The sequence below is a fragment of the Facklamia sp. HMSC062C11 genome (assembly GCF_001810675.1).
In the GTDB taxonomy this organism is placed as follows: Bacteria; Bacillota; Bacilli; order Lactobacillales; family Aerococcaceae; genus Facklamia; species Facklamia hominis.
This window is the reverse complement of sequence record NZ_KV802377.1, coordinates 1-21,430: the sequence shown is the minus strand read 5'-3', so window position 1 is coordinate 21,430 and position 21,430 is coordinate 1. Positions and strand designations below refer to the sequence as shown.

General features: G+C 39.1%; 20 protein-coding genes. 16 read left to right on the top strand and 4 right to left on the bottom strand.

The window, feature by feature from the left end; translation table 11 throughout:
* Window positions 1–9: 9 nt before the first annotated feature.
* The 5 genes from yycI (at window position 10) to rlmH (ending at window position 5,931) form a co-directional block, all read left to right on the top strand.
* Complete coding sequence (yycI, locus tag HMPREF2758_RS00995; protein ID WP_006908353.1) at window positions 10–894, top strand: two-component system regulatory protein YycI; 885 nt, start codon at window positions 10–12, stop codon at window positions 892–894.
* Window positions 895–1,040: 146 nt separating this feature from the next.
* Window positions 1,041–2,801 carry a DUF2207 family protein gene (locus HMPREF2758_RS00990; RefSeq protein WP_246823135.1) on the top strand — a complete coding sequence of 587 codons (1,761 nt, stop codon included), beginning with the start codon at window positions 1,041–1,043 and terminating at the stop codon, window positions 2,799–2,801.
* 27 nt (window positions 2,802–2,828) lie between these two features.
* Window positions 2,829–3,707, top strand: coding sequence for an MBL fold metallo-hydrolase (locus HMPREF2758_RS00985; RefSeq protein WP_006908351.1), 879 nt, complete (start codon window positions 2,829–2,831; stop codon window positions 3,705–3,707).
* 146 nt (window positions 3,708–3,853) lie between these two features.
* The gene (locus HMPREF2758_RS00980) at window positions 3,854–5,128 is read left to right on the top strand and encodes a S1C family serine protease (RefSeq protein WP_006908350.1); all 1,275 of its coding nucleotides are present in this window, start codon (window positions 3,854–3,856) and stop codon (window positions 5,126–5,128) included.
* A gap of 320 nt (window positions 5,129–5,448) precedes the next feature.
* Entirely contained in the window at window positions 5,449–5,931 is a 483-nt protein-coding gene (rlmH, locus tag HMPREF2758_RS00975) for a 23S rRNA (pseudouridine(1915)-N(3))-methyltransferase RlmH (RefSeq protein ID WP_006908349.1), read from the top strand.
* On the opposite strand, the gene HMPREF2758_RS00970 is transcribed toward rlmH, so the two are convergent.
* Window positions 5,922–6,572, bottom strand: coding sequence for an IMPACT family protein (locus tag HMPREF2758_RS00970; protein ID WP_070608594.1), 651 nt, complete (start codon window positions 6,570–6,572; stop codon window positions 5,922–5,924). The genes rlmH and HMPREF2758_RS00970 overlap by 10 nt on opposite strands.
* Window positions 6,573–6,660: 88 nt before the next feature.
* Complete coding sequence (locus HMPREF2758_RS00965; RefSeq protein ID WP_070608592.1) at window positions 6,661–8,139, bottom strand: C69 family dipeptidase; 1,479 nt, start codon at window positions 8,137–8,139, stop codon at window positions 6,661–6,663.
* 298 nt (window positions 8,140–8,437) lie between these two features.
* Here HMPREF2758_RS00965 and HMPREF2758_RS00960 point away from each other — a divergent pair, with 298 nt between their 5' ends.
* Both HMPREF2758_RS00960 and HMPREF2758_RS00955 read left to right on the top strand, forming a co-directional pair.
* Window positions 8,438–9,553 (top strand): VldE C-terminal domain-containing protein, encoded by a 1,116-nt coding sequence (locus HMPREF2758_RS00960; RefSeq protein ID WP_246823117.1) that lies wholly within the window; start codon window positions 8,438–8,440, stop codon window positions 9,551–9,553.
* A gap of 163 nt (window positions 9,554–9,716) precedes the next feature.
* Window positions 9,717–10,211: an LURP-one-related/scramblase family protein gene (locus HMPREF2758_RS00955; RefSeq protein ID WP_070608588.1), complete on the top strand. Its 495-nt coding sequence runs from the start codon at window positions 9,717–9,719 to the stop codon at window positions 10,209–10,211.
* Between the two features lie 44 nt (window positions 10,212–10,255).
* Here HMPREF2758_RS00955 and HMPREF2758_RS00950 read toward each other — a convergent pair whose 3' ends face one another.
* Window positions 10,256–11,017: a class A sortase gene (locus HMPREF2758_RS00950; protein ID WP_070608586.1), complete on the bottom strand. Its 762-nt coding sequence runs from the start codon at window positions 11,015–11,017 to the stop codon at window positions 10,256–10,258.
* Between the two features lie 194 nt (window positions 11,018–11,211).
* Here HMPREF2758_RS00950 and lepB point away from each other — a divergent pair, with 194 nt between their 5' ends.
* The 6 genes from lepB to tsaD all read left to right on the top strand — a co-directional run bounded on the left by lepB (window position 11,212) and on the right by tsaD (window position 16,439).
* Complete coding sequence (gene lepB / locus HMPREF2758_RS00945) at window positions 11,212–11,829, top strand: signal peptidase I (protein ID WP_006908343.1); 618 nt, start codon at window positions 11,212–11,214, stop codon at window positions 11,827–11,829.
* A 262-nt stretch (window positions 11,830–12,091) separates the two neighbouring features.
* Window positions 12,092–13,549 (top strand): proline--tRNA ligase, encoded by a 1,458-nt coding sequence (proS, locus tag HMPREF2758_RS00940; protein ID WP_006908342.1) that lies wholly within the window; start codon window positions 12,092–12,094, stop codon window positions 13,547–13,549.
* A gap of 26 nt (window positions 13,550–13,575) precedes the next feature.
* Window positions 13,576–14,358, top strand: a complete 783-nt coding sequence (gene tsaB, locus HMPREF2758_RS00935; protein WP_070608585.1) for a tRNA (adenosine(37)-N6)-threonylcarbamoyltransferase complex dimerization subunit type 1 TsaB — start codon at window positions 13,576–13,578, stop codon at window positions 14,356–14,358.
* On the top strand, window positions 14,339–14,938 hold the full coding sequence (locus tag HMPREF2758_RS00930) for a GNAT family N-acetyltransferase (protein ID WP_070608582.1): 600 nt from the start codon (window positions 14,339–14,341) through the stop codon (window positions 14,936–14,938). Before tsaB ends, HMPREF2758_RS00930 begins: the two co-directional genes overlap by 20 nt.
* Before the next feature lie 12 nt (window positions 14,939–14,950).
* The gene (gene rimI / locus HMPREF2758_RS00925) at window positions 14,951–15,400 is read left to right on the top strand and encodes a ribosomal protein S18-alanine N-acetyltransferase (protein ID WP_006908339.1); all 450 of its coding nucleotides are present in this window, start codon (window positions 14,951–14,953) and stop codon (window positions 15,398–15,400) included.
* A 1-nt stretch (window position 15,401) separates the two neighbouring features.
* Window positions 15,402–16,439, top strand: a complete 1,038-nt coding sequence (gene tsaD / locus HMPREF2758_RS00920) for a tRNA (adenosine(37)-N6)-threonylcarbamoyltransferase complex transferase subunit TsaD (protein ID WP_006908338.1) — start codon at window positions 15,402–15,404, stop codon at window positions 16,437–16,439.
* 63 nt (window positions 16,440–16,502) lie between these two features.
* Here the strand turns inward: tsaD and HMPREF2758_RS00915 are convergent, their stop codons facing one another.
* On the bottom strand, window positions 16,503–18,473 hold the full coding sequence (locus HMPREF2758_RS00915) for an ABC-F family ATP-binding cassette domain-containing protein (RefSeq protein ID WP_070608580.1): 1,971 nt from the start codon (window positions 18,471–18,473) through the stop codon (window positions 16,503–16,505).
* A 174-nt stretch (window positions 18,474–18,647) separates the two neighbouring features.
* On the opposite strand from HMPREF2758_RS00915, the gene HMPREF2758_RS00910 reads away from it, so the two are divergent.
* From HMPREF2758_RS00910 to groL, 3 genes are all read left to right on the top strand, one after another.
* The gene (locus tag HMPREF2758_RS00910; protein ID WP_070608579.1) at window positions 18,648–19,271 is read left to right on the top strand and encodes a redox-sensing transcriptional repressor Rex; all 624 of its coding nucleotides are present in this window, start codon (window positions 18,648–18,650) and stop codon (window positions 19,269–19,271) included.
* A gap of 193 nt (window positions 19,272–19,464) precedes the next feature.
* Window positions 19,465–19,731: a co-chaperone GroES gene (locus HMPREF2758_RS00905; protein ID WP_006908335.1), complete on the top strand. Its 267-nt coding sequence runs from the start codon at window positions 19,465–19,467 to the stop codon at window positions 19,729–19,731.
* 25 nt (window positions 19,732–19,756) lie between these two features.
* On the top strand, window positions 19,757–21,373 hold the full coding sequence (groL, locus tag HMPREF2758_RS00900) for a chaperonin GroEL (RefSeq protein ID WP_070608578.1): 1,617 nt from the start codon (window positions 19,757–19,759) through the stop codon (window positions 21,371–21,373).
* Window positions 21,374–21,430: the final 57 nt, after the last annotated feature.

Below are 21,430 nucleotides of genomic sequence, written 5' to 3'. Positions count from 1 at the left end.
AGGAAACAGATGGACTTTAAACGGATTCAAATTTTATTATTGGTATTTTTTGTGATGTTTGATATTTATCTGTTTTATCTGCTTTCAGAAAAAAGTCCCTTTAATCAAACTTCGCATAATGCGACAGCTCAGGTGAATACTTTGCAAGAAATTCGTTCAAGAGGGATCGTTTTGAGCGAAAGAGTTCATATTAATGACGAACATCCTGAGTTGCCAATTATTAAGGTAGATAGTAACGATGAATTAAAAGAAGCTAGTGAACAGTTAGAAAACCAAAGCTTTTCATTGACTCCTGAAGGTGTTTTAACAAGTCAGTTTACGCATCCCTTAGATTTGGATATTTCTCTAGGAGAAGATAATAAAATTCTAAGTCAAAAAGATTTTACTTGGATTTGGGAACATATTTTGTCAAATCCTAAGTATTTTATCCAAGGAGCTAAGTATTTGAATCATTGGTATTCACCGCAGGATAATATGATTAGTGTTCGAATGGTGGTCGATTTATCGACTGAAAATTCCGATAATCAAGTGATCCCAATTTCGGATGGAACAGCAGAGTTGCGACTTTTGTTAGATGATGACTATCGGCTGCAATCCTATATTCAAAGTTTTCAAGCAAACCCACGCGTTTTGGAGGCACCAAAACGTTTGATCTCTTCTCACGAAGCTTTGGAGGTTATTCAAAATAGGATTGATACGACTTTACCCAATGATTCAACGATCATATCCATGTCATTGTCGTATTATCAATCAGTTAATACGCAAAACTTTAAGATATATACCCCTGCCTGGGAGATCATCTATTTTAGACGAGAAAGTAGTCAAACGCAGTCGATTCTGGTAGATGCGTTAAGGGGGAAAGTGGTTGAGGTCAAATCGCTAACAAGTAATTAATAATGATGTATCTTCTAAAAATGAAAATTGAACATAAAAGGATGAAAATGATGGACTATGTGGGTGTAGCCAAAAATAAAAAAAATTACTGGTTCAAATTAGTGGCTTTATTTAGCGTATTCATCGGGATAGGGATGAGCTTTGTCATGACTATTCCTATTTATGCTGAGGAAACACAAAAGGGTATTTCAACGAATGAAACAATTTATGCACGGTTGGAAGATACAGGACGTATTTTTGTTCATATAGAGGCGGATTATAAAGGAGCCTCTTTGCAAAAAATAAAGCTTCCAATACGAACACAGGGGGCGAAGTTTGCTTCTTATTCCGTCGGGGTTGTCTATCAGGCGGATCATCGACTCCTTCCACTAACAGAGACGGCAAGCGGAACTATTAATTCCTTTTTTGTTAAATCAGAGGATGATCATGTGGGGTTACAAGTCACATTGGACCCTAATCAAGCGATTGAAACAATAGTAGTGGATTATCAATTAGATCAGCAAGTGGCTAATTATCTAGATCTTTCTTTTTATGAAGGAAGTTGGCCTCTTTTATCAACAGAGCCAGATAGTCATGCAGAATTAACTTTAGAATTACCCAAAAGCCAAAACTTATCACCTAAGATTAAGGTTTGGACGTATGGCCAAGCTAATCAGCTTCGAAAAACTGAGAATCAGGATTCCTATAGTATTCATGTTAATGTTATTAAGGATCGAAGTGCAAAGTCGGATTTAAAGATACACGTAGCCATGCCTTTAGATTTGTTTCCGTCGAATCCAAATCAAGTGGACCAAATGATGATGGATACCATTGACCAACAGGAGAGTGCTTGGACTCGGCAAGAACAAGCACGATTACGTTCGCAAAACCGTCAAAAGTTCTTTTATGTGTTAGCTTTGCTTGCTTTACCACTTCTTCCTAGCTTGGGTTTAGCTTATTATGTGTATCAATTTAGCCATCTATCAACCCACTCGAATGGGGAAAAAACAAACTTTATTCCATTTCCCCCAGAAGAGATTGTGCCTAGTTTGGTAAAGAAAAGTGTTTTTTATCAGGACATCGATAGTAATGACTTAGCAGCCTGTTTGCTGAGTCTAGGGAGTAAAGGCTATTTAAAAATTTTGCCAGTTCGATTGAGTAAGCGGACATTTTCAAAAAATCGAACGGGCTATACCCTTGCATTCACTAAATCGCCTTATAACCTATCTTTACAGACTCTAACACCTTTTGAAAAAACGGCCTATGATTTAGTTACTTTGAAGGATAAAGAAACAGTGACTTTAGAACAGCTGTTATATCTTTTTCAGCAGGATGCAAGCCTAAAAGAGAGCAAGAAACAATCTTGGAAGAAATTTAAAAATAATCTTCAATTAAAATCTTACCAACCTAAACCTCGAAATCGTCGAATTAAGCAGCGATTATTTTTGATGATAGGAATCGTGTTTGTTATTAGTCTCTTTTGTGCTGTAAAGGCGATCGGATTTATGCTAGCAAATGCCTTAGACGGTCTAATTGCAGCAGCCATTGTGCTTCTTATCTTACATTGGATGGCACTATGTTTTCTAGTATACTTGGTTTATCGGCGATCCTTTGCGACAGATCTTGAAGAACGTCGAGCATCAGTTTGGCGTTCGTATGGGCAATTTTTGAACCAAGCTAGTCATTATCAATTGTCTGCTTATGGTGATCTAGCAGTGTGGGAGAGAAATATCGCCTATGCAATTAGTTTAAATAAGATGGCTCAAATACAAAAAGCATTTACTTGTCAGTTTAACTTGAATCAATTAGAAGAGGAAGGCGATAGTTTGAATGGGGACCTTTATCGTGTTCCAGATAGTCTTTCGGGAATTTTTATACCTGCTTTAAAAGAATATATAGATCAGTTTGAATATTTTAAAGCTTTTTAAATGGGATAGTTATAATGAGGTGTAGTTTTGACAATGGTATTTAATAAAACTTCTTTATTGCAACAATTATATGCTCCACCAGAAGATATTTTGACAGATATGACTCAGTCAGACAGTCTAGCCTTTTCAATATTAGCATCTGGATCGAGTGGTAATTGTGCCTATATAGAAAGTAAGCAGTGTCGTTTACTGGTGGATGCTGGACTATCTGGTAAAAAGATTGAAATGCTGTTTAAAAGTATTCATAGAGATATTCGACAATTGGATGGGATTTTAGTAACACATGAACACAAAGATCATATTCATGGCGTGGGAGTCTTATCTCGACGATATAATCTACCTATTTATGCAAATGCGGAAACGTGGTTAGCAATGGAAGGGATGATCGGTCAGATCGATCCAGCTAATAAAAAAATTATTCCTCCTAATCAAATGATTTCTTTTAAGGATATCGATATATTAACCTATGAAGTAAGCCATGACGCAGCGCGCCCTCAGTTTTATGCCTTTCAAAAGGGCAAGAAACAGTTTGCTATGCTAACAGATACAGGCTATGTATCTGAAGCTTTAAGAAGTCAGCTATCTAATGCGGATGCTTATTTAATTGAATCCAATCATGAGATTGAACTGTTACGTTACGGAGCGTATCCTTGGCATTTAAAGCAGCGCATTTTAAGCGATCGAGGGCATCTATCGAATGAAGACGGTGCGTTGGCTATTAAAAATATGATGGGTTCAAGTACAAAGTCTGTTTATTTAGGCCATCTGAGCAAAGAAAATAATCGAAAAGAATTAGCGTTGGCCAGTATGGAAAGGATTCTTCACCAATATGATATCGATACACAAAAGGATCTGACATTATTTATGACGGACCCTGAATCTGCCACTAAAATTCAAATATTATAATCAAACTAAAGCGAAAATTCATTATTTCAATGAAATTTCGCTTTCTTTAGTTATTTTGTAGCAATTTTGGCGTGGATATTTCATACTTTCTTAATAAGCAGATGTTATACTCTCTATTGTAAAGTTAAGGAAAGGAAGTCAATAAGATGGAATTAAAAAAAGATGAAGAAATGAAGACTCTGTTATGGCGTAAAATCTTTACGGGAGTTAGTGGGACGGCCTTGGCTTTCTTATTAGCTACGGGTGTCATTCATCAGCAAGCGATTTTTTCACAAGAAAATGGCACGAATACTGTGCAAGTAAATGATCCTGCCAAGTTGACCGATGAAGAAAGTAAAATTGTTGAAACAGTTAAGACTGCTTCTGAGGCGGTTGTATCAATTGGAAATATGCAAAAGGTGAGTCAGTATTCTGGTATGAGTCCTTTTTCTGGTTTTCAGTCTCATCAGTACTTTATGCCTGACCAAAAAGAAAAAGACCTTCAGCTAGTTGCGGAGGGTTCAGGCGTGATTTATAAGATTGAAGACGGTAAGGCCTATATCGTGACAAATCATCATGTAGTGGATGGAGCAGATGGATTAAATGTTCAATTAAAGAATGGTCAAACTGTGGAGGGCACTTTAGTTGGTAGCGATAATTTATCAGATTTAGCAGTATTAACGATTGATGCTTCGGTAGCGACAAAGGCCTTAGAGTTTGCCGATTCTAACAAAATACAGGTGGGCCAAACAGCAATTGCGATTGGATCTCCTATGGGTAAGGAATTTGCGTCATCGGTGACCAAGGGAATTATTTCAGGGGTTAATCGTTCTGTGCCGGTTGATACCAACGGTGATCATCAAGCGGATTGGGACATGAATTTATTACAGACGGATGCTGCCATTAATTCAGGAAATTCTGGAGGAGCTTTGATTAATTCTGCAGGCCAATTAATTGGAATTAATTCTAGTAAATTAGCTAAAGTTGGGGTTGAGGGAATGGGCTTTGCGATTCCTTCGTCCGATGTTGTTGATATCATTTCTCAGTTGGAATCAAAGGGACAGGTAGTTAGACCGGCTTTAGGAATTAGTTATACGAGTCTAGATGTGGTTCATCCGGACTATCGTGCTCAAGTTATGGGATTGGATGAAGAGGATGTTAATGGAGCTTTCATTACCGAGGTGGCTAGTGGTGGTGCCGCTGATAAAGCAGGGCTTAAAGCTTATGATTTGATTACAGCTGTGGACGGTCAAGCAGTTGAAAAGACGAATGATTTGCGTAAACTTCTTTATCAACATCAAGTTGGAGATACTATTAAATTAAAGATCCGTAGAGGTAAAGAAGAAATGGAAGTGGATGTTAAATTAGATTCTGCGATTTCGAATGAGGAAGCGAATCCCTTAATGTCTCCAGAGGAAGAAGAAGAAACAAGCCCATTTTAGCTGATTATTATAAAGTTAAAATAGATTGATGGATCATTCAAATATGACAGATTATAATTTGAGGGAAGGACTATCGATGTGTAGTCCCTCCCTTTATCTTTTTTTATATTTGGGCAGATATATTTCTAAAGAAAATTGAACGTTTTGATATTTTAATACCCTGCTTTTAAATGTTATTCTATATATGTTATTTACATTGAAAGTTTTTATCAAATTGCGAATATGGAAAAAGTCGGTTTTTGTTGTTTGAATTGCATTTAATTTAGTCATGGTCCTTGTGGTAAGATGACTTTAAGTGCAAGAAAAGGGGTGTATTATATATGATGCAAATTGATATTGTGGCTGTAGGGAAGATTAAGGAAAAATACCTCAATAAGGGAATTCAAGAGTACCTTAAGCGTTTACAGGCTTATGCGAAGGTTCGAATCCACGAGGTTGCTGATGAAGCAACTGCAGAGTCGATGAGTCAAAAAGAGATAGACCAACTATTAGAAGTAGAAGCCAGTCGAATTAATCACTATATTTCTAATCAGCATACAGTGATTGTTTTGGCAATTGAAGGAGATTTAATTAGTTCAGAAGAGTTAGCCAGCAAGATTGAAAATTACGCAACTTATGGTCAGTCTAAGTTATGTTTTTTGATTGGAGGGTCACTGGGGCTTGCGGAAAGTTTGAAGAGGAAAGCGGACTGGCGGGTTTCATTTGGGCGAATAACTTTACCTCATCAATTGATGCGATTAGTTTTGTTAGAGCAAATTTACCGAGCTTACCGAATTGTCAATCATCAGCCTTATCACAAATAGTCTAAGGAGCTCACTGGATAGGCAATGTAACGTTCTTTAGTTTCTAAGAAAGTAACCTGCCCTAACGTTAAATCTTTAAAGTATTGAACAAACTTGTCCTTATTTTTTTGATCGACGAAGCAGAGTATTTGAACATTGGCTTGGTAGGTAATTTCTTCAGTATGAATCCAATTCTGATTTTTTAGTTCATATTCTACTTGATTAATAAAATGGTAGGGCAAGTTTACTTGGATACCTGTTTGCAGTCGTTGTTGGACAAGACCGAGTTCTTCGACGGCCTTTTTGACAGCTCCACCATAAGCTCGTTTTAATCCCGGAATTCCTAATAGTTGCCCTCCAAAAACCCGAGAGACAACGGCTGTTGTGTTGGTAATTGGATAGAGTTTTAGTGCTTCTAAAATTGGCAGACCTGCAGAGTTAGAGGGTTCGCCATTATCCCTAGCACGTTGGTTTTCACCACTATCTCCAACGATATAGGCAGAGGCATTCGTGCACTGTGGGTAGGTCTTTTTTATTTCGCGAATAAAGTGGTTCGCTTCGTCAACGGAGAGTGTTGTTTTAATATGACAAATAAAACAAGACTTTTTGATGATACTTTGACTGCATTGTCCTTCTCGAATTGTCAAAAACTCTTTAAGCATAAACATACTCCTTAGCTTGTTAGTTATCATAGTGTAGCATAAAAGGACTGCCTGTCGAAAGACAATAGGCAGTCCTTTATGGATGAAATTAATTATCTGACAACGAAAAACCATTTTTCATGCCATTGCTTGCTAAATATAAAATTCTTGCAAGCAGTTGATCCGTATCGGCTTGAGCCATATCAGCCATAGATTGGTTGGCTTCTTCAAGAAGTTTGATAAGCGCATTTCCAACGAGAGGTTTTTCTTGATAGGCTTGATCCGTTTTTGTAATTAAAGCGTGTCCTTTGGCTTGAAGTTTTTCTTGGTAGCGTCCAATTTCAGGTATACAAGCATCGAAATGAGCGTCTGCAAGAGCTGCAATTATCCGATTTACCCAGTAGAAATTATCAGCGGTAACACGTTGGCTGATATTGGCTAGATAATCAGGGGTCTTTTCAATGTTTGTATAAAATGGAATAAGCGCATTGAAGACGTTAGACCCTAAAGCAAGCCATTCGATTGATTGGATTGCCTCATCTTTATAAGGACGAATTTGTGTCACTCCTAAGAAGTTATTCCGATTAATCCCGATTGGACGATAAGGGGAGGAAGTATTTCCTTTAGCGTATGGATCATAAGGTGTCCCTTGATAATGATGAGATAGTGTGTATTTAATATCTTCAATCGTTATTTTACGTTCGGGCTGACGGGACCAGGGGATATTGTCGGAAATGGGACTATAATCTGCACGGCAACCTGTCCAAGTTGAGCTAGTCGGATTAAAGAATTTTTGAATGATCCATGCACGAGGAGTGTTATAAATATGATCGGAATCCGAATGAGAGCCAAAAGCGTCGCGAGGATTTAACTGACCATTGAGGCTGAGATCAAGATGATTGTCTATAATAAATTCTCTTAAATCATTTGAACAAAGATGATTTTCCTGAGCACTAAAGGCGTCATCTAAATCAAAAGCATCGATTCCTAATTGGTTGGGCATGACCACGTAGGCATCATCTGGTACACGCTTAGCGATCCAGTGATGGCCACCGATCGTTTCAAGCCACCAAATTTCATGAACATCTTGGAAGGCAATTCCATTCATTTCATAAGTCCCATATTCGGTTAATAATTGACCTAATCGTTCAACACCTTCGCGGGCAGAGTGAATATAAGGTAAGACGAGAGTCACCATATCTTCCTCTCCGATACCACCAATAATCTCTGCGTGATCCTTGCTGGCTTTTTGGTACTTCACAAGCGGATCTGCTCCAAGAACCCGTTCATTACTAGTTAAGGTTTCGGTAGCGGTCATGGCGATATTTTCTTCATTAATACCACATGCTGCCCAGATACCTTTATCACTTAACCCGTCTGGCATTGCAGTATATCGTAAAGGATTTTCTGGGAGGGGAATTTTAACTTTTGAAATGACTGATTGATAAGTCTTTGGTTGATCTTCAGGGTGAACGACGATGAACTTTTTAGGGGTATATTCACCTGAAGGAGAATCCTCATTACGTGCAACCAGTGTTGAGCCATCATATGAAACGTTTTTTCCAACTAAAATTGTTGTACAAGCCATATTTGTAGTCCTCTTTTCTAATGTATTGATTCTATTATAGCTCAAAAATAAGCTCTCGCAAGTAAAAAAATAAAGCGATTTCTTAAAAATAATATAAGAAAAAGGTTCTTGATTTTTGATTATGACAATGGTGTAACAGGCATACTACAATCTGTTTAAGCCTTGCTAAATCTATTGTGATTAAGTTGGGAAAGCTATATGATGAATCTAGGAAAATTTCAGTTAATAAAATAAAGAAAGAGTGACATATATAATGAATTTTAGAAAGAAAGCTTACTTGGTGTCAGGAGTACTACTCTTGTCAGTACCTACAGCGTTGGTTGCTGCGCATGATTGGGTGATTGACTCTTCCAATGCGATTTTATCTAGTTTCAACGAAGTACCTCAAGCGCAAGAGATGACATCAGCTTTAGAATCCTCTTCGAGCACGACTGAGGTCTCTCATGAGAGTAAAGAAATGTTCACGGAAGAAGCGGCAAAGGAATCTGCGGTATCTTCCAAGGGGTCAGTCAATATTACCCCAATTAAAAAGGTAACGGTCGAACTTGTAGAGGAAAGTACCTCTGAAAAAACATCGGATCTTGATAGAGTTCCTGAGAAAGAAAAAGCGGATGAAAGTAGTCGTGTTTTAGAGCCTAAAACAAACGCTTCTTCTAATGTACTGTTGAATGCCGTTAAGGCAGAGGAGTTTCAATCTTCGGATACAAAAACTTCAAGTACAACTACCGTTGAGCCTGTAAAGACTACCGAACTTGCAACGACGCGTCAAGAAGTGATCACGACTTCACAAGAAGTAACTACGACTTCTCAAGTGGTTGAACCAACGACAACAAGTGTTGTGGTTAACGAGTTAACTACGACGCAAGAACCGGTTCAAGTTCAAGCACAGGAGCCAAAAACCACGACAGCGGCGATGACTACAACTAGTCAAGAGTCAACGACAACAGCCCAAGCCCCAGTAGAGTCGACTACAACGACTCAGTTATTGGTTGAAGCAACAACAACGACCCAAGCGGTTGAACCAACAACGACGACTCAAGCGGTTGAACCAACGACAACAACTCAAGCACCTGTCATGAATTCAGCTAATGGAATGGATCAACCGTCTACAGCAGCATATCGTGACTATATTATCAATACTTACGGTTTGACAGTCGGTTCTTATCGTCCTGGCGATCCAGGAGATCATGGTAAAGGATTAGCGATTGATGTGATGGTACCAGTATCATCAGAATTAGGTGATCAAATCGCTCAAGAAGCGATTAATAATATGGGAAGTGCTAATATTAGTTATGTGATCTGGAAGCAACGTATTTACGGACCATGGACTAATGGACAATGGCAACCGATGGAAGATCGTGGATCAATTACACAAAACCATTTTGATCACGTTCATATTTCGTTTAATAATTAGAAGATTGAGAGAGGGTCTTTGACTCTCTTTTATTTTGGCTTTAGAGTAAGATTTTGGTATACTGGGAACACTTATTCTATTAGAACAGAAAATAAATTGATTTGAGGAACTAGAGCTTGGCTACTTGACCTATTGGCTCCAGATTTAAACAGGAGGAAACAGAGTGAAACTATATGTGAAGCAAAAAGTCTTATCTTTAAAAGAAGATTTTGATGTTTATGATCGTCAGAAGAAGCCTGTTTATCACGTTAAGAGTAAGTGGTTTTCCATCGGTCGGTCGATGAAAATTGTAGATGTTAAAAGTGGTAAGCCTTTGGTAAGCGTGAAGCAGCAACTTCTGAGTATTTTTCCAACATTGAAGGTCTATTACGAAGGGCGTTATCTTTGCTCCGTCAAGAAAACATGGTCGCTATTTCGTCCAAAATATCAAATTAGTCGATTGAATTGGCGTCTGCAAGGGGATCTCTGGCAGCATGATTATCGTTTGAAGGATCGTAAGGGGAATGATTTAGCTAAGATTCATAAACAGTTTTTAGCTTGGTCGGATACCTTTGAAATGACAATTTTAAATCAGGAACTAGATCCTGTTATTGTGGTAGCGGTTATCCTAGCTATCGATATGGTGATGGATAATGATAGTTTGAAAAATTCGAAGTAAGTATAAAAAAGAGCCTCGAAAGGCTCTTTTTGTTTTACTAACGATTAATCTTTAAAGATTGTTTGATCCATATCAAAAGCTTTAACCATTGCATCATCAGCGTCTTTAATATCGACGGTTTTGATGAGCTTGCCTTGAACGATTACTCGGTTAGCAGTGAGGTCGGGACTATCACAAGTAATCAAAGTGACAATCGGTTCACTCGTTGGGTTAAGAACTTCGGTGGTTGTCTTATGAACTGTCATGACGTTGTATGTTTGGTAGACATAGATTTTATCTAAGTCAGTCAAATAGATTAATTGACCTTCCTTGGCATGCATTAATGGGGCGAATAGTAGGTTTGGTTTAACGGAGTGGTGACTTGATAAAATATAGTTGGACTGTCCCATTACTTGATCGGGTCTTAGGGTTCCGGCTCCATAATACATACCAGCATTGGTTGTTCCTTTATTAATGGGCAAATTAATCTTTAAATCAGGAATCGCAATACCGCCAATGACCGGGAGGTTTTTAGGGTTTACTCCGGATGTGATGACTTCAATGGGATCGATAGCTCTGACTTCATTGATGTCGAAAGTAACATCTTTTTGTTGATTAGCTAAAATTTGTTCCCGCGTTAAACTGGAAGCCGTGATCGCTTGTGAGTTCTTGGCAATGAGGTAGTTTTTAATCGGGTTGAGTGATAGTAGGGCTAGGGCAAAAAGAATTAAAAGCACTCCGATAAAGGTCGTGAATGAGAATCTTTTTTTCTTTTTATGACGATAGCGGCGTGATTGTCGGTTAGCTAGAGGAGCTTGTTTTTTCATTAGATACCTCCGTTATTCTTTTTTGTTTTCTTAGGACTATTATAACATCTTTTTTAAAATAAAAGAGGCGTCTATGTAAATTTCCGATATTTAGAATAAAGTCTTCACATATTTTTCACTGGATTCTCAAACTATAAAGCGGTATGATTAGACTAAATGATTTTATTATAGGTGGTTAGAGTCAGGAGGACGGTATGAGTAAGGCAAGTGGATTTTTTAGAGAACTTTTATCCTGGATAGTTTATCTCGTTCTTTGGATGGGAGTAATCTTTGCAATTTATCATTGGGTAGCACAGCCTTTTCAAGTAGATGGATCTTCGATGGAACATACACTCGAAGATGGACAGAAGCTATGGATGGTTAAATTGGCCTCGATTGATCGGTTTGATGTGGTTATTTTTCCAGAACCGATGCCTGCCCAAGGTGAGAAGCCTCGTCTCTATGTCAAGCGGGTGATTGGGATGCCCGGAGATACGATCGAAGTCCGAAATGACCAATTAGTGATTAATGGCCAAGCTATGGAGGAGCCCTATCTTAAACAAAAGGCTACAGAATATTTCCAAGAAAAGGGCGACGTTTTTACACAGGATTTTTCTTTAGAAGCATTGACTGGTCAAGCCACTGTGCCTGAAGGTAAATTATTTGTGATGGGAGATAATCGACGTAATTCTCTTGATGGGAGAGCTTTTGGCTTCATTAATGCAGAGGATGTCCTAGGAGAAGCGGACTTCATTTATTGGCCTTTATCAGACATAGGTCTATTGAAGAATTATGAACTTAATGAAGCAGGTACGGCTATTATTAATCCTTAGACAATCAGACTTGCTCATTTGCTTAAACTTGTTATAATAAGAACGAGGATAGATTAGTAGATGTCAAATGGAGTCAGCAAGAGGCAGTTGATGTGAGTGTCTCCCCTCTTTGCCATCGAACCTGCTATACGTGTTATTTATATAGGTGGCCCCTTTATCGCTAAGAGCTGGCATATTATGCAACTAAGGTGGTACCGCGGAGTAAGACTGTGCTTCGTCCTTAATCGGATGAAGACAGTCTTTTTATTTTGGAGGGAAAAGAATGGTAACAAGAAAAGAAGATTTTTCAAAGTGGTATTTGCAGACAATTCAAAAAGCAGATTTAATGGATTATTCACCAGTTAGGGGTTGTATGATCTTTAAGCCTAATGGCTTTGAGATTTGGGAACATATCCAAGAATGTTTCAATCAGAAATTAAAGGCTGAAGGGATTCGGAATGCTTATTTCCCAATGCTCATTCCTGAGTCTTTCTTTACACGGGAAAAAGATCATATCGAAGGTTTTGCCCCAGAATTACCTTGGGTAACCGAGGCAGCTGGTGAAGCGTTGGAAGAAAGACTGGCCCTACGTCCAACTTCTGAAACGATGATTGGGGATGCCTTTTCAAATTGGATTAATTCTTATCGGGATCTTCCTTATGAAATTAATCAATGGGCTAATGTGTTCCGTTGGGAAAAACGAACGCTTCCGTTTTTAAGAACTTCTGAATTTTTATGGCAAGAAGGGCACACTGCTCATGAGAATGAGGAAGATGCTAGACAGCGTACCATGAAGATGTTAGCTGCTTATCGTGATTTATCTGAAGAATTATTAGCTATGCCTGTTTTTGAGGGAGAGAAAACGCCTTCTGAACGTTTTGCTGGAGCTGTTCAAACTTTTTCAATTGAATCGATGATGCAAGATGGTAAGGCGGTTCAAGCGGGTACTTCGCATTATATGGGGACGAAATTTGCGGAGGCCTTTAATATTCGCTACTTAAATCGTGATAATGAACATGTATATTGTCATACCACTTCTTGGGGGATTTCAACACGGTTGATTGGGGCAATGATTATGACCCATTCAGATGACCAGGGCTTGGTATTGCCTCCAGCAGTAGCTGCCCATCAAGTGATTATTATTCCGGTAGGACCTAAGAAAAAGTTGGCCGAAGTAACTGAAAAAGCGCAAGAACTCTTACAGGAATTAAAATCTGCGGGTATTCGTGCTAGCTTAGATGATTCGGATAATTCGGCTGGGTTTAAATTTAATGAGTGGGAACTCAAAGGAGCTTGCTTAAGAATTGAAGTCGGTCCAAGGGATTTGGAACAAGGCCAATTTGTCTTGAAAGCCCGTGATGAAGCTGACAAACAAAGCTATGATCTAGCAAACTTGGTAGACCAGGTACAATCTTCATTGACAGCAATGCAAGAACGGTTATTGACTAAGGCCCGTCAACGTAATCAAGAAAATATCTACACGGATATTGAGACGTTAGACCAACTTCAAGCTCATATTGAAAAGCAGCGTGAAAACAATGAGCCGGCAGGATGGGTGTTGGCCGGTTGGGATGGAACTGAAGAAAGCGAAGCTAAGATAAAGGAATTGACCGGTTTTACGACTCGAAACATTCCTTTTGATCACTACTTCCAAGGAGAACACGCTTTACCAAGAAAAGAAAAATGTATTGTGACAGGTAAGCCGGCTAAAGCAACTGTTTGGTTAGCGCGTGCCTATTAATCGGTATATTTGGAAAGGAAGTCAGCATGAAAAGTTTAGCGGTAGATACCTCAACCAATGCTTTATCGCTCGCTTTATTTCAAGATGATCAACTGGTACTTGATCAAACTTATCAATTATCAAAGCAACATGGGCAAACCCTGATTCCTTTGGTGAACCAGCTCATAAAGAATGCTGGCTGGTCGCATGAATCGATTAAGGCTCTATATATTGGAAGAGGTCCGGGCTCTTACACCGGTATGCGGATTGGAGCAACTTTTGCTAAAACATGGGCGGTCGCCAAGTCGGTTCAACTATATTCTTTCTCCAGTTTAGCCGCTATGGCTAGTCAAATTTTAGATCATGATGCTCAGGCTTTAGTATTACCTATTATGAATGCTAGAAGGCAAAGTGTTTATGCTGGGGCTTATACATGGTGCGATGGCTACTTACAATCCATGCTCGAAGAAGGGCATTTTGATTTTGAATGTTGGTTAAAAGATCAATTGCTTCCGTTAGTGAACGGTAAAGACTACCGTAGGATTTATTGGGTCATTGATCAAGCGGGGGACCTTACTCCGCTTATTCATGAGCATCTCTTAGAATGGGACGGAACTTATCAAATCATTGAGGGACCTTCAGTACTAGTTACTCTTCAAAGATTACTATTTTTACCGACTAGCTTAGTCAGTGATCCAAATCTGTTCGTGCCTTTTTATGCGCATGAGAGCTTGGCTGAGCAAGAATGGGCTCAGAAACGGTCAGTTGAATTAGGTGCCAGTGAACAAGAAAGTTATGTGGAACAAACGGATGAAACCGACTTGTCTTAATAATTTTTTTAAATTTAACCAAGGGGTTCACCACCCTCATATGAAAGCCTTGGAAGCTTCTATTAAAGCTATGGCAGAAGGAGAAATGGTATATAAGCTTGCTAAACCTAATCAGCAAGATAGTATGATTAGATTGCGTTTAGCGACTTATGAAGATCTTCCGCAAATGGTTGAGATGGAGGGGAAGGCGTATCAGGGTTATCTGGCTTGGGATTTGAAGGACTTTGAGCGTGATTGGAAGTATAATCGAAATTTGGTGTATTTGGTATTAGAAAAAAGTAAGAATTCTGATTATCCTCTGGTCGGGATGATCACCGGTCGATTTGTGAAAGATTATAGTCACATCAGTCATTTATTGCTGTTACCGGAATATCAGGGTGTAGGCTTGGGTCACTCTATGCTAGAGTATTGGTTAAAGGCTAGTCGATACTTGGGGAAAAAATACACAACTTTAGAGGTTCGAGAATCGAATAGTCAGGCACAAAAATTTTATTACCAACATGATTTTATGCAAATTGGTAAAAAAAACTTTTATTACGATGATGGTGAAACAGCCCTCTTGTTAAAAAGATTCTTGTAAGGAAGATACAGTATGTTTCAAATATTTTATCAAGAACCTCCTCAGTGGATTCAGACCTACATTGAAGAAAACAACCAGATCTTTTCTTGGACACCATCAATGACTAAAGAAGACCTAGCCTTAGACTATAGTCATTTAATTGTGGCGATAGAGGATCGAAAAATAATGGGATATTGTGGTTGGCACCAAGTGCTTGATCAAGCAGAAATAACATATATTTTTGTAGACCCTAGTTGTCGCAAACAAGGGGTTGCCAAAGGATTGCTGCAAGCCATGGTGGATGAATTAACGAATCAGTCGGTTCAATCGATTTACCTTGAAGTACGTCGTCAAAATCTAGCAGCACGATCCTTGTATCACCAGGCTTGTTTTAATGTGCTGGCTTGCCGAAAGGATTATTATACAAGCCCATTGGATGATGCCTTGGTGATGCAGTTGGATTTAGTGAGGAAGGGGTCTTGAAATGAAAGAAGATCAATTAATTCTAGCAATTGAGTCGTCCTGCGATGAGACAAGTGTGGCGATCGTTAAAAACGGGGAGGAATTATTAGCTAATATTGTAGCTTCTCAGGTGAAGAGTCATATGCGCTTTGGGGGCGTTGTTCCAGAGGTTGCAAGTCGCCACCATGTAGAACAGATCACGCAAATCCTAACCATGGCTTTAGAAAAAGCCGGATTAGATAGTGTGGAGAAAGTGGATGCGATTGCTGTGACTCAAGGGCCTGGCTTAGTGGGCCCGTTACTTGTTGGTATAACCGCAGCTAAGACCCTCGCCTTTCTATATGATAAGCCTTTAATTGGGGTCAATCATCTAGCTGGGCATATTTTTGCAAGCCGCTTGGTGTATCCTTTGGAATATCCTCTTTTATCCCTGATTGTAAGTGGGGGACATACCGAGTTAGTTTGGATGGAACATGATAACGACTTTCGAGTTTTAGGAGAAACATTGGATGATGCGGTGGGTGAAGCCTATGATAAAGTAGGCCGGTTGATAGATTTACCCTATCCTGCTGGTAAGCATTTAGACCAATTGGCACATGAGGGAGATGCTAAGTTTTATGATATTCCAAGAGCCCTATTGGAAGAAGATTCTCTAGATTTTTCTTTTTCTGGGATGAAATCAGCAGTCATGAATACGGTGCATAATCTTCACCAAAGAGGTCAAAGCGTTAATTCTGTAGACCTAGCGGCCTCATTTCAAGCAGCGGTAATAGAGGTGTTATTGACCAAGGTTGATCGAGCTATGTCAATGAATCCCGCGGCAAAACAATTTGTTTTGGCAGGAGGCGTAGCTGCTAATTCAGGTTTGCGCTCAGCGCTTGAATGCTTATTCCGAGAAAAATACCCTCAAACAAAACTGTTGATTCCACCTTTGTCTTTATGCGGGGATAATGCAGCGATGATTGCAGCAGCAGCTTATCCATTATATTTAGCAGGAGATTTTTCAAGATTAGATCTAAATGCACGACCAGATATGGATTTCCGCGATGAGATAGATTAAAAGAAATTTAAGTGAGTTACAATAAAAAACGTTAACCCCCTAAGTTAGGAGGGTTAACGTTTTTTAGATAGTCAATCCGGGGTTTTCCGCTTCGAAATCTTCCAGCGCAAGAGTCGCGGTCTCCCACTTTTCCAACGCTTGATCAATATTATCTTGACAAAGTTTTAAAGCTTGGTCGAGTTTTAAAAGTTGATCTTGATCATTAGCGTGGGAGGCTTCGATCATCTTTTCGTGAAGTTTTTGTTTTTCATCTTCAAGTTGATCATTGTCTTCGAGAGCTTCTTCCACGGCAGTTAATAATTTGCGGTACTCTCGTTTAAGTTGTTTATTCTCTTCATAGCTATTTATCTTAGAGGGTTTTGCGATAGGTGAGGCCTCTTTACTTTGGCTATTCTCCTGAAAGGCGGCTTGTTCTTTTTTCTTTGCCATATAGTAATCAAAATCACCTAAGTAGAGAGTTCCTCCGTCGGGATGAAGTTCAAAAACTTTTGAAGCAATGCGATTGATAAAGTAGCGATCATGTGAAACGAAGAGTAAAGTGCCATCGTATTCAATAAGGGCTTGTTCTAAGACCTCTTTTGAATCAATATCTAAGTGGTTGGTGGGTTCGTCAAGAATCAAAGTATTATCATGATCGCAAGCGAGTAAGGCTAGGGCTAAGCGAGCCTTTTCTCCTCCGCTTAATAAGCTGACTTTTTTATCCACACTATCTGAATCAAAGAGAAAAGAGGCTAGAATTGATCGGATTTTCCATTCATCGGTTGTATCGTGTGCCTGCCATAGGGTTTCAAGAACGGTTAAATTACCATCAAGTGCATTGACGTTTTGAGCATAATAGCCGTAGTCAACATTACTACCGAAATTAACCTGCCCGGCTTTTGGGGGGAGTTGACCGATTAGGGTTTTTAATAAGGTCGATTTTCCAATTCCGTTTGGGCCGACAATGGCGATAGCATCTTGCTTGCGTAAGTCTAAGTCGATCCCATGACTGAGAGGAGGGACATTCGGATAGCCAATGGCGAGCTCTTGGCATTCAATAACCCGTTCGCCAGACTCACTCATTGTGGAAAATTGAATACGTGGTGCTTGCTTGTCCTGGAGAGGTTTATCGATTCGCTGCATTTTATCTAACTGTTTCCGACGACTTTGGGCACGTTTGGTCGTAGAAGCGCGGACAATATTCTTTTGAATAAAGTCTTCTAGTTTAGCGATTTGGCTTTGTTGTTTAAGGTATTCTTTCCATTCTTTAGCTTGCCGTGTTGCTTTTTCTTCTACATAGTAACTATAATTTCCCTTATAATGATGGAACTCTTGGTGACGTAATTCATAGACCTGATTGACCACGTTGTCTAGGAAGTAGCGATCATGAGAGACAATTAGAAGGGCTCCTTGATAGGTTTGTAGGAAGGACTCTAACCAAGCCAATGTTTCCATATCAAGATGATTGGTGGGTTCATCAAGAATCAGTAAATCGTAATCCTTGAGAAGTATAGCCGCTAAAGCAAGCCTTGTTTTTTGACCGCCGGAGAGGCTTTGAATGGGACGGTCATAATCTTCTTCTGTAAAACCAAAACCATGGAGGACTGTCCGGATGTCGGATTCAATTTGAAAGGCATTTTTTTCTTCAAGAGCGAGATTGAGTTGGTCATATTTTTTTAGGGCTTCATGGTATTGGGGATCGTCGATAAGCCCTTCTTTAGCTAATAGACTCACTTCGTCTGCGGCTTGTATAGCTTGCTCTCGTAGTTGTAACTTATCTTTAAAGACACTTTCCATTTCTTCCCAAATGGACTTGGGGGAATGGAGAGCGACATGCTGTTCTAAATAGCCGATTTTTAATCCCTTGGCTTTAGCGATGTGACCGTTATTAATGGGTTCTTGTCCCATAATTTGTTTAAGCAAGGTCGATTTACCGGTTCCATTTCGTCCGACTAATGCGATACGGTCTCTTTCTTGAATTGAAAAATTAACCTTTTCATAAAGAGTTTCATCGCCAAAGCGCCGACTGACATCATGAGCTTGAAGTAAAATCATCGCCGTCATCCTTTCTAGTAAGATTCATTATACCATGTTTCGCGAAAATCATATAGATTAACTAGATAGAAGCATGATTTGAAATTGGCAGAAATGTCAAATGATGATATACTAATAAATAGAGAATGTTAATAAATGAAGATGATTTATCAAAAAACAGAATGGAGGCGAACAATGACTCAAAAAATACCAAAGGCAACAGCTAAACGTTTGCCAATTTACCACCGTTATTTACGATTCTTGTATAATGCGGGCAAGGATAGAATTTCGTCTTCTGAATTAAGTGAAGCAGTAAAAGTAGATAGTGCAACGATTCGAAGGGATTTTTCATATTTTGGTGCATTGGGCAAAAGAGGCTATGGCTACGATGTAGAATATTTATTGCAATTTTTCTCTAAGGCTCTAAACCAGGATCAATTGATCACGACGGCTTTAATTGGTGTTGGATCTTTGGGAAATGCTTTGCTAAACTATAATTTTCGCAAGTCAAATAATGTCCGTATTGGATTGGCTTTTGACATTAACCCAGATCTTATTGGTAGTAAACATGGTCAAGTTCCGATCTACTCGATGGATGAGATGGAGGAACAATTGAAGAAGAATCAAGTGAAGGTGGCGATTTTAACGGTTCCTCAAGAGGTAGCTGAACAAGTGATGGAACGCCTAATTGCAGTAGGGATAAGGGGAGTATTGAATTTTACGCCACTTCGTTTTCAAGTTCCTGACCATGTTCGGGTTCAGAATGTTGATTTAACAAATGAGTTGCAGACCTTGATATATTTTATTGATCAGGAATAGTAGCGAAGTAGGGAGAAATCTTAAAAAATTGAGAGACCGCGATCATAGGATCGGGGTCTTTTTTCTTTGGAGAGAAGGGCAAACATTTCCCTTGCTTTTTAGAAAGTCATCTACTATAATAAAGATAGAGGTTAGCACTTGGCGATTAAGAGTGCTAACCCTGGAATGAAGGATGAAAAATGGAGGGAACACAATGTTAAAACCATTAGCAAAACGTATTGTATTAAAAGCCAAAGAAGCAGAATCAACTACAGCCAGTGGCTTTGTATTACCAACTGCTGCTCAAGAAAAACAACAAATCGGGCAAGTAGTTGCCTTAGGAAATGAAATTGAAGAAAAAGACGGTATTAAAGTTGGCGATCAAGTGATCTATAAGTCTTTTGCAGCAACAGAAGTTAATGATAATAATGAAGACTTTGTTATTATTGAACTTAAAGAAGTTCTAGCAGTTGTTGAATAGTCAAATAGAGTAGAGGAGAGAGATTATGGCTAAAGAATTAAAATTTTCAGAAGATGCACGTGCAGCCTTACTTCGAGGCGTGGATATTTTAGCAAATACAGTTAAAACAACCATTGGTCCTAAAGGACGAAATGTGGTTTTAGATAAGACTTATGGATCTCCATTAATTACTAATGATGGAGTGACGATCGCTAAAGAAATCGAATTAGAAGATCGTTACGAAAATATGGGAGCTCAATTGGTTCAAGAAGTCGCTTCAAAAACAAATGATATCGCAGGTGACGGAACAACAACAGCGACCGTATTAACTCAAGCGATTGCCCGCGAAGGAATGAAGAACGTTACTGCAGGGGCAAATCCAATTGGTATCCGCCGAGGAATTGATAAAGCGACTCAAACAGCAGTTAAGGCGCTGAAAGAATTATCGCAACCTGTTTCTTCGAAAGAATCTATTGCTCAAGTAGCAGCTGTTTCATCGGGTGAAGTGCGTATTGGTGAATTGATTGCGGATGCGATGGAAAAAGTAGGTAATGATGGAGTCATCACTATTGAAGATTCACAAACGATTGACACTGAATTATCTGTTGTAGAAGGTATGCAATTCGACCGTGGTTATTTATCACAATATATGGTAACGGATAACGAAAAAATGGTTGCGGAATTAGAAAATCCATATGTCTTTATTACAGATCGTAAAATTTCTAATATTCAAGATATCTTGCCATTGCTTGAATCAATTATGCAATCAGGTCGTCCACTCTTAATGATTGCAGAAGATGTTGAAGGAGAAGCTTTACCTACATTGGTGTTGAACAAATTACGTGGTACATTAAATGTAGTTGCTGTAAAAGCACCTGGATTCGGAGATCGCCGTAAAGCAATGTTAGAAGATATTGCTGTTCTAACGGGAGCAACTGTTATCTCTGAAGAATTAGGCTTCGAATTAAAAGATGCTACGGTTGATCATCTTGGAAAGACTGCGAAAGTGACCGTTACAAAAGATAACACAACCATTGTCCAAGGTGGTGGAGATTCAGATAAAATTCAAGAACGGGTTAAATTGTTACGTAAACAACTTGAAGAAACCACTTCAAGCTATGATAAGGAAAAACTTCAAGAACGCATCGCTAAATTAGCCGGTGGTGTTGCGGTGATCAAAGTGGGTGCTGCAACCGAAACCGCTCAAAAAGAAATTAAATTAAGAATTGAAGATGCTTTGAATGCAACTCGTGCAGCAGTTGAAGAAGGAATTGTTCCTGGTGGGGGTACAGCATACTTAACCATCAAACAAGAAGTTGAAGCAACTGAAACTGAAACTGATGATGAAGCAACTGGTGTGAAAATTGTTGCTCGTGCTTTAGAAGAGCCAATTCGTCAAATCGCTCAAAATGCTGGTAAAGAAGGATCAGTAGTTGTCAACGAAGTTCTCAACGCAAAGAAAGGTACAGGATATAACGCTGCTACAGATAAGTATGAAGATATGATTCAAGCAGGAATTGTTGATCCTACTAAAGTCACTCGTTCTGCCTTACAAAATGCTACTTCAGTTGCTGCTCTGCTATTAACGACTGAAGCGATTGTTGCAGAAATCCCTAAAGATACTCCTGAACCTGCGGGACCACAAATGGGTGGCATGATGTAATCAGGATTTCATAGTAAATGAATTTAAGAGAGGCTGTGACACAAGTCTCAAAAATAC

Bases quoted from the DNA above. Each gene is read 5' to 3' on its own strand.
- yycI (WP_006908353.1), top strand. From the start codon at position 10: ATGGACTTTAAACGGATTCAAATTTTATTATTGGTATTTTTTGTGATG.
- HMPREF2758_RS00990 (WP_246823135.1), top strand. From the start codon at position 1,041: ATGACTATTCCTATTTATGCTGAGGAAACACAAAAGGGTATTTCAACG.
- HMPREF2758_RS00980 (WP_006908350.1), top strand. From the start codon at position 3,854: ATGGAATTAAAAAAAGATGAAGAAATGAAGACTCTGTTATGGCGTAAA.
- rlmH (WP_006908349.1), top strand. From the start codon at position 5,449: ATGATGCAAATTGATATTGTGGCTGTAGGGAAGATTAAGGAAAAATAC.
- HMPREF2758_RS00970 (WP_070608594.1), bottom strand. From the start codon at position 6,572: ATGCTTAAAGAGTTTTTGACAATTCGAGAAGGACAATGCAGTCAAAGT.
- HMPREF2758_RS00965 (WP_070608592.1), bottom strand. From the start codon at position 8,139: ATGGCTTGTACAACAATTTTAGTTGGAAAAAACGTTTCATATGATGGC.
- HMPREF2758_RS00950 (WP_070608586.1), bottom strand. From the start codon at position 11,017: ATGAAAAAACAAGCTCCTCTAGCTAACCGACAATCACGCCGCTATCGT.
- lepB (WP_006908343.1), top strand. From the start codon at position 11,212: ATGAGTAAGGCAAGTGGATTTTTTAGAGAACTTTTATCCTGGATAGTT.
- proS (WP_006908342.1), top strand. From the start codon at position 12,092: ATGGTAACAAGAAAAGAAGATTTTTCAAAGTGGTATTTGCAGACAATT.
- tsaB (WP_070608585.1), top strand. From the start codon at position 13,576: ATGAAAAGTTTAGCGGTAGATACCTCAACCAATGCTTTATCGCTCGCT.
- HMPREF2758_RS00930 (WP_070608582.1), top strand. From the start codon at position 14,339: ATGAAACCGACTTGTCTTAATAATTTTTTTAAATTTAACCAAGGGGTT.
- rimI (WP_006908339.1), top strand. From the start codon at position 14,951: ATGTTTCAAATATTTTATCAAGAACCTCCTCAGTGGATTCAGACCTAC.
- tsaD (WP_006908338.1), top strand. From the start codon at position 15,402: ATGAAAGAAGATCAATTAATTCTAGCAATTGAGTCGTCCTGCGATGAG.
- HMPREF2758_RS00915 (WP_070608580.1), bottom strand. From the start codon at position 18,473: ATGATTTTACTTCAAGCTCATGATGTCAGTCGGCGCTTTGGCGATGAA.
- HMPREF2758_RS00910 (WP_070608579.1), top strand. From the start codon at position 18,648: ATGACTCAAAAAATACCAAAGGCAACAGCTAAACGTTTGCCAATTTAC.
- HMPREF2758_RS00905 (WP_006908335.1), top strand. From the start codon at position 19,465: ATGTTAAAACCATTAGCAAAACGTATTGTATTAAAAGCCAAAGAAGCA.
- groL (WP_070608578.1), top strand. From the start codon at position 19,757: ATGGCTAAAGAATTAAAATTTTCAGAAGATGCACGTGCAGCCTTACTT.